The sequence below is a fragment of the Xanthomonas sp. WHRI 10204 genome, from assembly GCF_040202875.1.
GTDB lineage: Bacteria > Pseudomonadota > Gammaproteobacteria > Xanthomonadales > Xanthomonadaceae > Xanthomonas.
On record NZ_JBEGDW010000001.1, the window covers coordinates 2,423,876 to 2,438,709 of the forward strand.

Annotated in this window: 17 protein-coding genes and 1 other RNA gene; 6 read left to right on the forward strand and 12 right to left on the reverse strand. The window is 65.9% G+C overall.

The features are described from left to right. Positions 1-2: 2 nt before the first annotated feature. The 10 genes from ABQZ00_RS10470 to ABQZ00_RS10515 all read right to left on the reverse strand — a co-directional run bounded on the left by ABQZ00_RS10470 (position 3) and on the right by ABQZ00_RS10515 (position 8,121). Positions 3-446 (reverse strand): DUF6973 domain-containing protein, encoded by a 444-nt coding sequence (locus tag ABQZ00_RS10470; protein WP_115561927.1) that lies wholly within the window; start codon positions 444-446, stop codon positions 3-5. Beyond that, positions 446-1,621, reverse strand: coding sequence for a glutamine-hydrolyzing carbamoyl-phosphate synthase small subunit (carA, locus tag ABQZ00_RS10475; RefSeq protein ID WP_323539290.1), 1,176 nt, complete (start codon positions 1,619-1,621; stop codon positions 446-448). Before carA ends, ABQZ00_RS10470 begins: the two co-directional genes overlap by 1 nt. 239 nt (positions 1,622-1,860) lie before the next feature. Continuing rightward, positions 1,861-2,577, reverse strand: coding sequence for a 4-hydroxy-tetrahydrodipicolinate reductase (gene dapB / locus ABQZ00_RS10480; RefSeq protein ID WP_055846480.1), 717 nt, complete (start codon positions 2,575-2,577; stop codon positions 1,861-1,863). 326 nt (positions 2,578-2,903) lie between these two features. Next, positions 2,904-2,979: non-coding RNA, sX9 sRNA (locus ABQZ00_RS10485), on the reverse strand. A 62-nt stretch (positions 2,980-3,041) separates the two neighbouring features. Further along, the gene (locus tag ABQZ00_RS10490) at positions 3,042-3,761 is read right to left on the reverse strand and encodes an MOSC domain-containing protein (protein WP_323539289.1); all 720 of its coding nucleotides are present in this window, start codon (positions 3,759-3,761) and stop codon (positions 3,042-3,044) included. Continuing rightward, the gene (locus ABQZ00_RS10495) at positions 3,758-4,960 is read right to left on the reverse strand and encodes an aminotransferase-like domain-containing protein (protein ID WP_323539288.1); all 1,203 of its coding nucleotides are present in this window, start codon (positions 4,958-4,960) and stop codon (positions 3,758-3,760) included. Before ABQZ00_RS10495 ends, ABQZ00_RS10490 begins: the two co-directional genes overlap by 4 nt. Positions 4,961-5,199: 239 nt before the next feature. Then, the gene (locus tag ABQZ00_RS10500; protein ID WP_055846472.1) at positions 5,200-5,700 is read right to left on the reverse strand and encodes a hypothetical protein; all 501 of its coding nucleotides are present in this window, start codon (positions 5,698-5,700) and stop codon (positions 5,200-5,202) included. A 60-nt stretch (positions 5,701-5,760) separates the two neighbouring features. Then, the gene (locus ABQZ00_RS10505) at positions 5,761-6,015 is read right to left on the reverse strand and encodes a DUF6587 family protein (RefSeq protein WP_323539287.1); all 255 of its coding nucleotides are present in this window, start codon (positions 6,013-6,015) and stop codon (positions 5,761-5,763) included. A gap of 1 nt (position 6,016) precedes the next feature. Then, complete coding sequence (gene feoB / locus ABQZ00_RS10510) at positions 6,017-7,876, reverse strand: ferrous iron transporter B (protein WP_323539286.1); 1,860 nt, start codon at positions 7,874-7,876, stop codon at positions 6,017-6,019. Beyond that, on the reverse strand, positions 7,873-8,121 hold the full coding sequence (locus tag ABQZ00_RS10515; protein WP_055846464.1) for a FeoA family protein: 249 nt from the start codon (positions 8,119-8,121) through the stop codon (positions 7,873-7,875). The genes feoB and ABQZ00_RS10515 overlap by 4 nt, the downstream gene beginning before the upstream one ends. A 116-nt stretch (positions 8,122-8,237) precedes the next feature. Here ABQZ00_RS10515 and ABQZ00_RS10520 point away from each other — a divergent pair, with 116 nt between their 5' ends. The 6 genes from ABQZ00_RS10520 (at position 8,238) to ABQZ00_RS10545 (ending at position 12,382) form a co-directional block, all read left to right on the forward strand. Then, positions 8,238-9,035, forward strand: a complete 798-nt coding sequence (locus ABQZ00_RS10520; protein WP_323539333.1) for an enoyl-CoA hydratase-related protein — start codon at positions 8,238-8,240, stop codon at positions 9,033-9,035. Then, entirely contained in the window at positions 9,032-9,421 is a 390-nt protein-coding gene (locus ABQZ00_RS10525; RefSeq protein WP_055846458.1) for a VOC family protein, read from the forward strand. Before ABQZ00_RS10520 ends, ABQZ00_RS10525 begins: the two co-directional genes overlap by 4 nt. Before the next feature lie 106 nt (positions 9,422-9,527). Further along, complete coding sequence (locus ABQZ00_RS10530) at positions 9,528-10,424, forward strand: hydroxymethylglutaryl-CoA lyase (RefSeq protein ID WP_055846456.1); 897 nt, start codon at positions 9,528-9,530, stop codon at positions 10,422-10,424. Between the two features lie 139 nt (positions 10,425-10,563). Then, positions 10,564-11,334: an SDR family oxidoreductase gene (locus tag ABQZ00_RS10535; RefSeq protein ID WP_323539285.1), complete on the forward strand. Its 771-nt coding sequence runs from the start codon at positions 10,564-10,566 to the stop codon at positions 11,332-11,334. A gap of 101 nt (positions 11,335-11,435) precedes the next feature. After that, positions 11,436-12,002, forward strand: coding sequence for an elongation factor P-like protein YeiP (gene yeiP, locus ABQZ00_RS10540; RefSeq protein ID WP_104615458.1), 567 nt, complete (start codon positions 11,436-11,438; stop codon positions 12,000-12,002). Beyond that, a complete protein-coding gene (locus tag ABQZ00_RS10545) occupies positions 12,002-12,382 on the forward strand; it encodes a hypothetical protein (RefSeq protein ID WP_055846446.1) in 381 nt (126 codons plus the stop codon). Before yeiP ends, ABQZ00_RS10545 begins: the two co-directional genes overlap by 1 nt. Positions 12,383-12,631: 249 nt before the next feature. On the opposite strand, the gene ABQZ00_RS10550 is transcribed toward ABQZ00_RS10545, so the two are convergent. Continuing rightward, a complete protein-coding gene (locus ABQZ00_RS10550; protein WP_323539284.1) occupies positions 12,632-14,524 on the reverse strand; it encodes a DUF7844 domain-containing protein in 1,893 nt (630 codons plus the stop codon). Beyond that, the gene (locus tag ABQZ00_RS10555; protein WP_011036997.1) at positions 14,521-14,814 is read right to left on the reverse strand and encodes a DUF2388 domain-containing protein; all 294 of its coding nucleotides are present in this window, start codon (positions 14,812-14,814) and stop codon (positions 14,521-14,523) included. Before ABQZ00_RS10555 ends, ABQZ00_RS10550 begins: the two co-directional genes overlap by 4 nt. Between the last annotated feature and the right edge of the window lie 20 nt (positions 14,815-14,834).

The window sequence follows — 14,834 nt, forward strand, 5'->3', positions numbered from 1 at the left end:
CCTCAGTAAAGTCGGTCCTGCCACGCCGCAGGGGCGCGCCAGGTAATCTGGTCGGGCGATCGGGCATCGATCGCACCATGGTCGACCGCGGCGCGAACCTCTCGCTGCATCGCGGCCCAGCTCGGAGCGGCCGCGCCAATGCGCGCGCCGATCGTGTTGTTGTGGGCATCCATCGCCCGACTGGCGTTGCCCTGCCCGCCGCGCTCCATCACCGCCGTCACCAAATCCACGCAACGCGGGGACAAGGTGTAGGCGACGATGGCGCTTGCAAGGCTGTGCCGATACGCATCGGCCGGGCCGTTGCGTCCACCTGCCAGCCCAGCGCCGAGCCACTGCGAATACACCGCAACCAGGACGAACGCCGGATAGGCCGCCAGCGCCAGCGCCGCCAACACGTACACACGCCAACGGCGCGGTCGCGACGGCAGAGCCAGCGACGCCATCATCAGGCCCTGGCCGCCATCAACGCGGTAAACCGGTCGAACAACGGCCCCACATCGCGCGGACCTGGCGAAGCTTCCGGGTGGCCCTGGAACGAGAACGCCGGTGCGTCGGTCAGGGCGATGCCCTGGTTGGTGCCATCGAACAGCGAACGATGGGTGACCCGCACATTGGCCGGCAGCGTGGTTTCGTCCACCGCAAAGCCATGATTCTGCGAGGTGATCATCACCCGCCCGCCATCCAGATCCTGTACCGGGTGATTGGCGCCGTGGTGGCCGGTGGTCATCTTCACCGTCTTTGCGCCGGCGGCCAGCGCCAGCAACTGGTGGCCCAGGCAGATGCCGAAGGTGGGCACCTTCTGCGCGATCAGTTCCTTGATCGCGGCAATCGCGTAATCGCACGGCTCCGGGTCGCCCGGGCCGTTGGACAGGAACACGCCATCGGGCTGCATCGCCAGCACTTCCGCCACAGGGGTCTGCGCCGGCACCACGGTAACGTCGCACCCGCGCTCGGCCAGCATGCGCAGGATGTTGAGCTTCACGCCGTAGTCGTAGGCCACGACCTTGAACGTGCGTCCCTCGACAGAGCCCGCACCTGCATGTGCGGACTTTCCACTCTTCAAGGCACCGAGGCCGAGAAAGGTGTCGGAGTTCAGATCGAGCGAGCCTTCCTGCCAGGTGTAACGCGTCTCGGTGGAGACCACCTTGGCCAGGTCCATGCCCTTCAGGCCGGGGAACTTGCGCGCGGCTTCCAGTGCCTTTTCGACGTCGATCTCGCCGGCCATCAGCGCGCCGTTCTGGGCGCCCTTCTCGCGCAACAGGCGGGTCAGCTTGCGGGTGTCGATGCCGGAGATGGCGACCACACCGCGGGCCTGTAGCCACTCCGGCAAGGCCACCTGGCTGCGCCAGTTGCTGGGGCGGCGCGGCACATCGCGCACGATCAGGCCGGCGGCCCAGATCTTGCGGGCTTCGTCGTCCTGGTCGGTAAAGCCGGTATTGCCGATGTGCGGATAGGTCAGCGTGACCATCTGGCGGGCGTAGGAGGGATCGGTCAGGACTTCCTGATAGCCGGTCATGGCGGTGTTGAACACCACTTCACCGACGGAAAGCCCGGTGGCGCCTACGGATTCGCCCTCGAACACGGTGCCGTCTTCGAGGACAAGGATTGCGGGTTGGGTCACGTGGGGTCTCGCTCTGGCTGCCTGGGACTCCGATGCGCTTCCGGCCAAATTCCGGTTGCAGCAAAGCGCGGACGCGGTGCTGGGGACCGGTCCGACGCTGGTTCGGGCAAGCGAGAATTGTAAAGGCAAGTGCCCCGGCTTGCCAGCCTGCAGCGCAGTCAATGCGCCGGGCGCATCGCAGCGGCGGCATGAATACGCCGCACAACCGCGCAGTTGTTCATACGCGGTTGCGCGATGTCTTACAGCACCAGGTCGCGTACCCGGTAGCTGCCGGCCGGCCGGCCGATCAGGCGTTTGGCCGCGTGCAAGGCCCCGCGCGCGAAGATGTCGCGATTGGTGGCGCGGTGCACCAGCTCGACGCGCTCGCCCAGCCCGGTGAACTGCACCGTGTGCTCGCCGACGATGTCGCCGGCACGCAGGCTGGCAAACCGCGGCTGCGCCCCGCTGCCGGTGGCAGCTTCGCCCAGCGTCAATGCGGTACCGGATGGCGCGTCCTGTTTGTGGACGTGATGCGCTTCGATGATGTCGCAATCCCACCCTGGCAAGGTGCCGGCGGCGCGCTCGACCAATTCGGTGAGCACCGCGACACCCAGGCTGAAGTTGGAGGCCCACACCAACGGAATCTGTTGCGCGGCATCGCGCAGCGCGGCGCGTTGCGCCTCGTCCAACCCGGTGGTGCCGGACACCAGCGGCTTACCGCGTTGCGCGCACAGCGCCAGGATCGGCGCAAAGCCTTGCGGCAGGCTGAAGTCGATGGCCACATCGAAGGCTGGCGCACCGCCGAGTTCGCTGGCGGCAAAGAACGGCACGCCGTCCACCACGCGCTGCGATGGCGAGCGCCCTACCACCGCGCCGACGACATGTAACGCGTCGTCTTCAGCCGCCAGGCGCAGCAATGCCTTGCCCATCCGCCCGGAGGCGCCGTGGATCAACACTTTTACAGGGGACGTTGTCATGCCCGCAGGCTAGCGATGCGGTGGGGGTTGCACAAGGTGCGAGGAATCGGGAATCGGGATTGGGGAATCGCCAGAGCGGTGCGCGAGGTCCGAGCGTTTGTTGGGGATGTCGTGGTTTGGTGGATGTGGAGCCGCTTGTGGCTTGTCGCGTGTTGACGTTTGCAGTGGCGCCGCGGCTGGCTGCGCGCATCTGTGGAGACTGTGCGTGCGCGGCAATGGCTTGTGCTTCAGCGCCGCCGCAGCGCGTGACGTTAGCTTTGCGCTGATTTTTGCGCGGTTGGCTAGCGGCCAATCACTGACCGCAGAGCGCGACAACTGCCCGGAGCGGCTAACAAAACGTAGCGAGCAGTGCACAGCTGGGTGTGCACGGCGCACAGCAACCGACGCGTACGAGTCGTACAAGAGGATTCCGAGCACCGGCCGCGCCCGCCTGGCGGTGAGCACGGTGGTTTTGTTGGCTGCTTTTATTCGTCGACGCCGGTCAGGCGCCTGCTCCAGCTTTCCACTTCGCTGCGCTGCAGGCGGCGCTCGAACAAGGCCTGCCAAGAAGGCACCAGCGGAAGACGTAGCAGCTCGGTGATGGCCGCGACATCGACTTCGCGTGCATACAGCACCTGCTGTACCCGCGACAGACTCCACTGCGGATGCGGCCGCTCCTGCAGTGTCAGCGTGTCGCCGGAGGCCACGGCACCGGGCTGCAGTACGCGGTAATACCAGCCGGTGCGGCCGGTTTCCTGCACCCGGCGCGCCATGTCGCGCACACCGAAGCGGTCCGACAGCTTCCAGCACGGTTGACGCAGCTGCGACACCTCCACCACGGCCGTGCCCAACGTAAAGCGATCGCCAAGGCAGACCGTGGCCTCGGTCAGGCCGGTGCTGCTCAGGTTCTCGCCGAACGCGCCGGCCGTTTCCAGCAGTGCATGCGCGCCAATCTCGTTGCGCCAGGCAGCGTAGTGGTCGCGCGGATAATGATGAATCGCCTTGTCCGGCCCGCCATGCACGCGCCGGTCGCCCTGCTCGTCGCCTTGCAGTCCTTCGACACCCACCTGCAGCGGCCCGTGCACGACGCGCTTGTCGATCGCGCTGCGGCTGCCGGGGCGGGTGAAGTCGCGCGCAACACCGATTGCCACGCTATCGATGTGCGTGGCAACCGGCGCTTGCGACACCAATGCGGGCGATGTCATGCGCCCTGCCCTGGCAGTTCGGCCAGCGCCTCGCGCAGCACCTCACCCAGCACCTGGATGCCGGCATCGATCTTCTCGCCCGGCACGGTGACGAACGACAGCCGCAGCGTATTGACCTGCGGCAAGGTCGCAAAGAACGGCGCACCCGGCACGAAGGCGACATTGCGTGCGATCGCACGCGCCAGCAGCACGGTGCCATCCAGACCCGGCGGCAGCGTCACCCACAGGAACATGCCGCCTTCGGGGCGATTCCACTGCACCTGCGCCGGGAAGTGCCGGTCCAACGCGTCCAGCATGAGACTGCACTGCCGCGCATACAGCGCGCGGATCTGCGGAATATGCGTATCGAGAAAGTCGTCCTGCAGCGTTTGATACACCATGCGCTGGGTGAACGAAGGCGTATGCAGATCGGCCGCCTGCTTGGCCTGGATCAGCTTACCCAGCACTGCCTCCGGCGCGACGACATACCCCAACCGCAACCCGGGCGCCAACACCTTGGAGAACGAGCCCATGTAGATGACGCCTTCCGGGTTCATCGACAACAGGCTCGGCAAGGGTTCGCCGCTGTAGTACAGCTCGCCGTACGGGTCGTCTTCGACAATCGGCACACCGGCCTCGGCCGCACGCGCGACCAGCGCCTGACGTCGCGCCAATGGCAGGCGACGACCAGTGGGATTCTGAAAATTGGGCAGGCAATACAGAAAGCGCGCATCGGCCAGCAGCGCCGGATCCAGCGCATCCACCACCACGCCATCCTCGTCCGATGGCATGCCGGCAAACGCTGGTTGGAACAGCGAAAACGCCTGCAAAGCGCCCAGATAGCTCGGCGTCTCCACCAGCACCTTGCTGCCTTCGTCGATGAACACCTTGCCGAGCAGATCCAGGCCTTGCTGCGAGCCGGTGGTGATCAGCACCTGACTGGGCCGAATCGTGGCGCCATCGCGACTCAGGCGCGCGGCCACCCATTCGCGCAGCGGCGCATAGCCTTCGGTGGGACCGTATTGCAACGCTGCCTGTGGCGCATCGCGCAACACCTGATCGCTGGCCGCGCGCATGCGCTCGACCGGAAAGGTCGCCGGCGATGGCAGACCGCCGGCGAAGGACGTCACCTCCGGCCGCTCGGTCACCTTGAGGATTTCGCGAATCGCCGAACTGGTCAGCGCCTGCGCACGTCGGGAGATCTGGAAGGAGGTCGTCATGCCGCAAGCATACCCAACGCCCGTAACGCAGGCGCTGTGCACTGCAGCGTGCGTGCTGCGATGTAGAGCGCTGACAGAACGTGGCGAGCCGTCGTCAGGTGGATTTAGATGGTCGCGCCTAGAACCGGAGCGGACGAGTGGACACTGCCGCACCGAGCATCAGCCGCGCCCAACTGGCGGTGCGCGCAGTCGCGTCGTTAGACGCTCTTGGCGGCAGTAGAAGGCACCGTGGTTACCGGCTACCGATACGCCGGACCAACCCAGGCGGTGCCTTCGCTACGCGTGATCAAGGTCTTCCAGCGCTTGCGCACCACCTTGTCGCGCGAACGGAAAGTCATGCGCAGACCCGGCAAGCCGAGCGTTGCACGTGTTTCGACCATCGCCGATTGCTCATCGGGCGCGATCTCGATCTTGGTAATCGAATGCTTGTAGTCCATCAGTTCTTCCGGCTCCGCTACAGAGCGCATCTGTTGCAGCACCTGTGCCCACTCGCCGTTGGACTTGCAGTACTTGGCGCGATTGACGGTCTCGCGTTTCTGATGGGAGTCCATGCGGTACAGCACCACCATTTCGAATTCCGGCGCGGTCATGGCGCAGAGCGCCTCACCATCCTGACTCACCATCGCCTTGTCGTGCGCGGCGTAGAAATCGCGCACCTGCGTCTCGTCGAGCGCATTGCCACCATAGTTGTACAACCCCGCAACCGCGGCCAAAACCGCCAACAACACCAGCAAACGCATGTACTGCCCCCTGTCACGCCGCGTCCTGCGGCCGTGCAAGTTTAACCGAGGCGAACGGGATCAGTGCTTGCGCGTTGGCGCTGGGCCGCAACTGTCGCAACCACCGCAGGCCGCACTGCCCTGCGTGGCCGGCGGCGCCACGCGTCGCCCCAGGGTCTGCATCCAGGCCGGTCGCCCATCGCGCAGCAACGCGAGCGCCAGCGCGCCGTGCATGCGTCGCAAGGCGCTCGGAAACTGCTTCTTCATCACGACCCACAGGCTGACCAGCACTGCGATAGCGATGACCACGTATTGCAGGGTGAGCGAGAGATCCATGTCAGCCGGCGCCAAACAACACGGCCAGCTGGTAGGTCACCAGCGAGGCCAGATAGGCCAGTGCAAACAGGTAGACCGCACTGATGGTCATCTGCTTCCACGAGTTGGTTTCGCGCTTGATCGTGGCCAGGGTGGAGATGCACATCGGCGCGTAGATGTACCAGACCAGCAACGACAGCGCGGTGGCCAGCGACCAGCCGTCGCTGATCAGCGGCGACAAGGCCTGCGCCGCTGCGTCGTCATCGGCAGCCGACAACGCATACACGGTGGCCAGCGACGCCACCGCCACTTCGCGCGCGGCCAGGCCGGGAATCAGTGCGATGCAGATCTGCCAGTTGAAGCCCAGCGGTGCGAAGAACACCGCCATCGCGTGGCCGATGCGGCCGGCAAAGCTGTAGTCGATCGGCGGTAAGGTGGCATTGACCGGCGCCGCCGGGAACGACAATAGGAACCACAGCAGAATGGTCAACGCCAGGATGATGCCGCCGACGCGCTTGAGAAAGATCACCGCGCGTTCCCACAAGCCCAAGGCCAGGTCGCGCAGCTGCGGCACGCGGTACGACGGTAGCTCCAGCATCAAGGGATGCTCGCTTTTGTCGCGACGCCACTTCTTCATCGTCCACGACACCAGCAACGCACTGACGATGGCGGCGGCATACAGGGCGAACAGGATCAGCCCCTGCTGATTGAAGATGCCCCACACGGTTTTCTGCGGAATGAACGCACCGATCAGCAGCGCGTACACCGGCAGGCGCGCCGAGCACGTCATCAATGGGGCGACCATGATGGTGGCGAGCCGGTCGCGCGGGTCCTGGATGCTGCGCGTGGACATGATGCCCGGCACCGCACAGGCAAAGCTCGACAGCAACGGAATGAACGAGCGCCCGGACAGGCCGGCTGCCGCCATCATGCGATCGAGCAGGAATGCCGCACGCGGCAGATAACCGGATTCTTCCAGCGCCAGGATGAAGGCGAACAGGATCAGGATCTGCGGCAGGAAGACGATCACCCCGCCCAGGCCGGCGATGATGCCGTCCTTGAGCAGGCTGTTGAGCGGGCCCTCCGGCAGCGTGGTGCCCACCCATTCGCCTAGCAGTGCAGTGCCGGCATCGATCAGGTCCATCATCGGCGTGGCCCAGGCGTACACCGCCTGGAAGATCAGGAACATCACCACCGCCAACGTCACCAGCCCCCAGATCGGGTGCAGCAGCCAGCGGTCCAGCGCATCGTCCACGCGCGAAGTCCGCGTCGGCATGGTCACCGCCGCACTCAGGATCTGCCGCACCTGCGCATGATAGTTGCCGTCGGCGGGCGGCGTGGCGGTCGGTGCCATCAGGCTGGCGGCCTGCGCATCGATGCGCTCGACCAGCGCCTTGGCGCCACCGCGTCGCACCGCGACGGTCTCCACCACCGGCACGCCGAGCGCCTGCTCCAGCGCCGGCAGATCGATCACGATGCCACGCCGTTGCGCGGCGTCGACCATGTTCAGCGCCACGATCATCGGCCGCCCCAACTCGCGCAGCTCCAGCGCAAAGCGCAGATGCAGGCGCAGGTTGGTGGCATCCATCACGCACACCAGCACGTCCGGCGCCGGCTCGCCGGGGTAGAAACCGCGGCACAGGTCGCGGGTGATCGCCTCGTCCAGGCTGGCCGGTTGCAGACTGTAGGCGCCTGGCAGATCGAGCACCGCAAAGTCGCGACCGGACGGCGCACGGAAATGCCCTTCTTTACGCTCGACAGTGACGCCGGTGTAGTTGGCCACCTTCTGGCGACTGCCGGTCAGCTGGTTGAACAGCGCGGTCTTGCCGCTGTTGGGGTTGCCCACCAGCGCCAGACGCAGCGGCACGGCCGCCGCATTCATGCCGATGCTCCGTCTGTCCGCACCTGCACGCGCGCGGCCTCGCTGCGGCGCAGGGCAAAACGCGTGTAGCCCACCTGCACCAGCAACGGTTCGCGGCCGACTGGCCCGGTGGCCAGCACGGTCACTTCCTCGCCTGCGACAAACCCCAGCTCGCGCAGGCGCCGGGCGATCGTGTCGTTGGGGAGACGATCCTCCACGGAGTCCACGATGGCGGCGCGATGCAAAGGCATGTCGGACAGCGTCACAAAGACGGCCTGATTGTTAGGAATGGTTCTCAATTCTAGCATCGACGCACCGCGTCATGGCTCCGGCGACCCGTGCCGCTATCATGGTTCGCATCCCATTCATGGACGTATGCGCAATGCAGGACACCGGCTTGATCGTTGAGGACCAGGGACCGGTCCGCAGCTTGCGACTGCACCGCCCGACCGTCCACAACGCCTTCGATGCGACCTTGATTGCCGCGTTGACCGACGCACTGCAGCAGGCCGGCGCGGCGGCGCACATTCGCGTGGTGATCCTGACCGGTGACGGCGTCGCCTTCTCTGCCGGCGCCGACCTGCACTGGATGCGCGGCATGGCCACCGCCAGCGAGGCTGAGAATGCCGCCGATGCATTGGCGCTGGCGCGCTTGATGCGCACGCTCGACGAACTGCCCAAACCCACCATCGCGCGCGTCAACGGCGCAGCCTTCGGCGGCGGCGTGGGGCTGGTGGCGTGCTGCGATATCGCCATCGGCTGCACCGAGGCGCGCTTCGGCCTGACCGAGAGCAAGCTGGGGCTCTTGCCCGCGGTGATTTCGCCGTATGTCATCGCCGCCATCGGCGCACGCCAGGCGCGCCGCTGGTTTGCCACCGGCGAGATCTTCGACGCCGGCACCGCGCAGTTGTTGGGGCTGCTGCATCAACTGGTGGCGGCCGATCAACTGGACATTGCGGTGGAGCGGCAGGTGCGCCTACTGCTGGCGGCCGCGCCGCTGGCCGCCAGTACGGCCAAGTCGCTGGTCCGTTCTGTGCTGCCGGCTGCCGACCGCGATGCCATCGATGCCGCCAACGCCGCGTGGATCGCCCGCTTGCGCGTTTCGCCCGAAGGCCAGGAAGGCCTGGGCGCATTCCTGGAAAAACGCTCGCCGGCCTGGATGCCGGAGAACGCGGCATGAGCGTGATCGATCATGTGGGACTTGCATGCAGCGACCTGGGCGCCAGCGTGGCGTTCTATCAGGCCGCATTGGCTCCATTGAACATTGCATTGATCACGGAGCTGAGTGCAGAACAAACAGGCACCCGCGCCCACGCCGGCTTCGGTATCGAGCGGCCAGTTCTCTGGCTGGGCGCCGACCCACAGGCGCCGGGCAATACGCATCTGGCGTTGGCCGCCACCCACCGCGCCGAGGTCGATGCGTTTCATCGGGCTGCGCTCGCTGCAGGCGGCCGCAACCATGGTGCACCTGGCCTGCGCACGCAGTATCACCCTGACTATTACAGCGCTTTCGTACTCGACCCCGATGGCAACAACATCGAAGTGGTCTGTCACTGCGCCGCATGAGCACGTTAACGATGTCTTTCACTGATGATTGTCGACGCGCCGCAGCGACCTTGCGCGGTGTGGTGTTGGTCGCTGTTCGCACTACTGCAGGCAGCGGGGCTCGCGCATGAGCGACTTCGTGCGCATTGTCGAGGTCGGCCCGCGCGATGGGCTGCAGAACGAGGCGCAACCGATCGCCACCGCCGACAAGATCGCGCTGATCGATCGGTTGTCGGCCACCGGCCTGCGCACCATCGAGGCGACCAGCTTCGTCAGCCCGCGCTGGGTGCCGCAGCTGGCCGACGCAGCCGAGGTCTTCGCCGGCATCGCCCAGGCGCCAGGCATCGCCTATCCGGTGCTGGTGCCGAACCTGCAGGGTTACACCCGTGCGCAGGCAGCCGGCGCGCAGGAAGTGGCGGTCTTCACCGCAGCGTCGGAGGCCTTCAACCGCACCAATACCAATGCCGGTATCGACGAATCGATCGAGCGGTTCCGGCCGATCCTTGCACAGGCTGCCAGCGATGGCGTGCGCGTGCGCGGCTACGTCTCCACGGTGCTGGGTTGCCCGTATCAAGGCGAGGTGCCAGTGGCCGACGTGGTGGACGTCGCGCAGCGGCTCTACGCACTGGGCTGCTACGAAATTTCGCTGGGCGACACCATCGGCGTCGGCACCCCGCGCAAGGCGCGCCAGATGCTGGCCGCGGTGGCAGAGGTGGTGCCGATGCACGCGCTAGCTGTACATTTCCACGACACCTATGGGCAGGCGCTGGCCAATATCGCGGCCTGCCTGGAGCAAGGTGTGCGCGTGGTCGATGCCGCGGTGTCCGGCGCCGGTGGTTGCCCGTACGCCAAGGGCGCCAGCGGCAATGTCGCCAGCGAAGACGTGGTGTATCTGCTGCACGGCTTGGGCATCTCGACCGGGATCGACCTGCCTGCCCTCGCCCACACTGGCCGCTGGCTGGCGCAGCTACTGGGCCGCGACACCGGCAGCAAGGTCGGCAAGGCGCTGGCGGCCGCCGGCTGACACCGCGCTGCTGCCGTTGCAGCGGCAGCGTCCCCCGGCACGATCACGCAAAGGCTTCGGCTAGAATTGCCGGCCGCCTCGTCCACCGTTCGCGTGTCGGCATCCGCCGCCATGCTTGTCTCTACCAGGGAACCACCGCATGCAGCCATCTTCTGTTCTTGCCGTCATCACCGGTGGCGTGTCCGGCCTGGGCCTGGCAGTGGCGCAGCGCATCGTGGCCGACGGCGGCAAGGTCGCGTTGTTCGACGTCAATGCCGACAAGGCCGATGCGGCGCTGGCCTTGCTGGGTGCCGGCAACGCGTATTACTTTGCCACCGATGTCACGGATGAGGCGCAGGTTGCCGCCAATATCGCGCAGGCCGCGCAAGCGCTGGGCGGGCTGAATCTTGCGGTGAATTGCGCCGGCATCCTCGGCGCCGGCCGTGTGCTGGGCAAGGAGGCGCCGATGCCGCTGGCGACCTTCCGCACCACCGTGCTGGTCAACCTGGTCGGCAGCTTCAATGTCGCCAAGGCCGCGGCCGATGTGATGCAGCACAACGCTGCCGGCGACGATGGCGAGCGCGGGGTGATCATCAACACCGCCTCGGTGGCCGCCTATGAAGGTCAGATCGGCCAGGCGGCCTATGCCGCCAGCAAGGGCGGCGTGGTCAGCATGACCCTGCCGATGGCGCGCGAACTGGCGCGCTTCGGCATCCGCGTGATGACGATTGCACCGGGCGTGTTCTGGACCCCGATGGTCGACGGCATGCCCGAGGCCGTGCAGCAATCGCTGTCCGCCTCCATCCCGTTCCCGTCGCGCCTGGGTCAACCGGACGAATACGCCGACACCGTCGCCTTCATCCTGCGCAACCGCTACCTCAACGGCGAAACGATTCGCCTGGACGGCGGCGTGCGGTTGGCGCCCAAGTAGGCCGGGAATGGGGAATCGAGAATGGGGAATCGCAACGGCGCCCTACTCTCAGCACCCCGCTACCAGCTTTTCCGATTTCCCATTCCCTACTCACGATTCCCATGAAAGCTAACGACATCAAGAAAGGCAACGTCGTCGAATACAACGGCGGCATTTACCAGATTCGCGACATCGAGCGCAGCTCGCCGCAGGGGCGCGGCGGCAACGTGCGCTTCCGCTTCATCATGTACAGCGTGCCGGGCGGCGTAAAAACCGATGCCAGTTTCGATGCCGACGACAATCTGCCCGAAGTGGAACTGCTGCGTCGCCTGTCCACGTTTTCGTATAAGGATGGCGAAGCGTTCGTGTTCATGGACGACGAAGACTTCACGCCATACACCCTGGACGCCGATGTGATCGGCACCGACGCCGGCTACATCACCGATGGTTTGACTGGCATCTATGTGCAGGTGATCGACGACCAGCCGGTGGCGGTGCAGCTGCCGCAGACGGTGACGCTGGAAGTGATAGAGACGCCGCCGGAGCTCAAGGGCGGCACCGCCACCAAGCGTCCCAAACCGGCCAAGCTCAACACCGGCATGGAAATCATGGTGCCCGAGTACATCACCAACGGTGAGCGCGTGCTGGTCAACACCACCACCGGCGAATTTGCCGGACGCGCCGACTGATGCGTCGCCTGGCCGTTGCCCTGACGTTGGGGCTGCTGGCTGCCTGCACCACGGAACCGGCCCCTGCGCCGGCCTCCGCTGCGGTCGCCTGCACCGATCCCAAGGTGGAAGAAGAATGGCTGCAACATCCGGCAGGCCTGTGCGGCATGCCGGAGGATGTGCGCAAGCTGGTGGAGGACTACGACACCTGCGAACACTTCGCCGGCGAAGAGCCGTACGACGCCGACCGTCGCCACGAAATCGAAGTGGCGATTGCGCAGTTCTGCACCCCCGCACCGGCACGCCTTGCCAAACTGATGCAGCGGTACCGCAACGATGCGCAGGTGAGCCAGTGGTTGCGGCAATACGCCACCCAGGCGGAGTTGCAGCCGGCGACTTGAGCAGTGCGTGCGAGAGATGTACCGGTTTGCTGCGCACTCGATGGCAGCAAGCCGCTCTTCCACGGCGAAACATGCTGAAGAGCGCGTATTTTTCGTTGTTTTTTGTGCGGGAACGCTACGTGCGCGCGGTCGTCGGCAACGAATCGCTCGCACCGTCCAGAAGCGCCATCTAGTCGCAGGCCTGTTCGGTTCTCGGCTGCACTTGCGCAATGTCTGCAGCGCAATCACCAACCCACGCAGACGCCAACGTTATTGCTCGCCAAGCGCCTGCTGCACCGGCACCGGCACCGACGCAACTGCCTGCACCGGCTGTGCAAGCACCCGCAATCGTGCACGCAGTCTTTCCACGTTCGCCTCGCCCTGCTCCAGATCGGCACGCAACTCGGCTGGCAACTGTTGTCGGCCCAAGGCCTGCAATTGCTTCCAGCCATCGGCCAAGCCGCCGCTTGCCTGGGCGACCTGCGCGCTCACACGTTGTTGCTCGTCGGCCTGCGGCAGGCCGTAGCCGGGGCCATCGAGATCGGAGTCATCGAGAAGCGCCGCCGGGTGACTGAGCTGCGCCTGCCGGGCGAATAGGCTCTGCAGCTGCTCCTGCACTGCTGCACGCTCGGCAATGCCGGGCCGCAACAGGCGCTTGAGCGCATCGCGCGCCACCAGTTCCTGACGCCGTAACGCGGCTTGTTCCAGCAGCAATGCCGCTGCGGTTTCGCGCAAGCCGCCGCGCTCGAACCACTGCGCGCGTGCATCAGGCGCGGCATCCAGCCATTGCGCCACATTCGTCTGCGGCACCGGGATGCCGCGTCGAAGCACATCGAACATGGCCTGATAATGCGCCGCCGCCGATTCGAAGTAATAGCCCTGACGCGTGGCCTGCGCGCGGTCGTCCAGCACGCGCAGATCGGCAAGGCCGGCACGCTGCAGGCGCTGGCGCACGCCACGCGGAGTGATCGATGACAGGCCGGCTGCGGCCAGACGCGGCACCCCGTCGTGCAACAACTTGTAGGTTTCCACCGCGCAGTTGTTGCTGATGAAGTAATAGCGCCCGTCGTAGCTCCAGTGCACCTGCGCGGCGCGCGTGAGCAAAGCAGCGATCTCATCCGGGCTCAGCGCCAGCGGCACCGACGACAGGGCACGCAGTTCCACCTTGGTGTATTCGTCGATGACCTGGTTCAACGGCAACACGAACAGCCGCGACGGATACGAGCCGGTCAGCCCGCGCCAGCTGGAGATCTGCACATCGCCAACGAAGGCACGAAACGACAGCACGCGGTGATACTGCAGATCCAGCCGGCACGCCGGCCCTGGCACGCGACCGGGCGCGCAGATCACCAAGCGCAACATGCTGTGGCCCCAGCGACTCATCGGCTGCTCGTTGCCTTCGGCAAGCAGATAGTCCACCGCATAGACCCGCGATGGATCCAGCGTCAGCAACGACATCGCACCGGCATCGTTGTCGGCCTGCAGATACGGCAAGGTCGGCGCGCATGCTGCCGCATTCTGCGACGGCCCTAGCCGCTCGGAAAACCATGCCGCCAGCGCGGGACGGCGGCAGGCGTAGTCCGCATCCAGCACGTAATGCTCGAGATTGACCGCAACAAATTCGGCCGGGCTATGTCGCTCGTACGCATCGGGACTACGGTCGCTGAAACGGTTTGCGCCGCGTCCGACCCGCCAGGGACGCACCTGCCAGCCGGCAAGATCGCGCAGGCGTGTGTCGCGCGACAAGCTGCTGCCGGTGCCACGGTCGCGCACATGTGCCAATTCGTGCACCACCGCTGCCATCGCCGCCCGCGTGGCTGGCGCGCCGATGTCTGAGCGTGCGCTGGCGGACTGCACGCTCCAGGCTTGCAACAACGCATGATCGAGCAGAATGCGATTGCCGATCGCGCGGCCGTGCACCTGCGCCGGCAGATCGCGGCGCCACTGCAATTGAATGGGCGCCACATCGCGCGCTACCCAGCCCGGCGGCAACCGCTGTAGAACTTGCTGCACCAGCGCCTGGCTGGCAGCGCGCTCTGACGGAGTCAACTCCGATGCGACAACCGTCACCTGCAGCTGAGGCGAAAGCTGCGATTGCGCTTGCGCCGCCGGTGCGATCGCTGCGGCCAGCCACAGCCATGCGCACCGGCGACGACGATTCACTGCGCCAGGATGGACTGAGCCAATTCCAGATCGCTGGACACACGCGCCGCATCGCTGCGACTGCGCAATTGCAGCAACGCCGCTTCCAGACGCGCGCCGCGAATGGCGCCATCGCTGGCGACAAAGCCGGCCGCATCTTCGCGTGCGTCGGCAACCACCTTGTCGTCGCCGGAACTGCTGCTATTGGACGAACCGGCAGACGATGCACCGGCCGAAGTCCCCGCAAGACTGGATGCGGCGGCTGCCAGCGGCAGCAGGGTCAAAGCACAAAACACCAGAGAGCGCATCATCGGCGTGTCGATTCCATGTG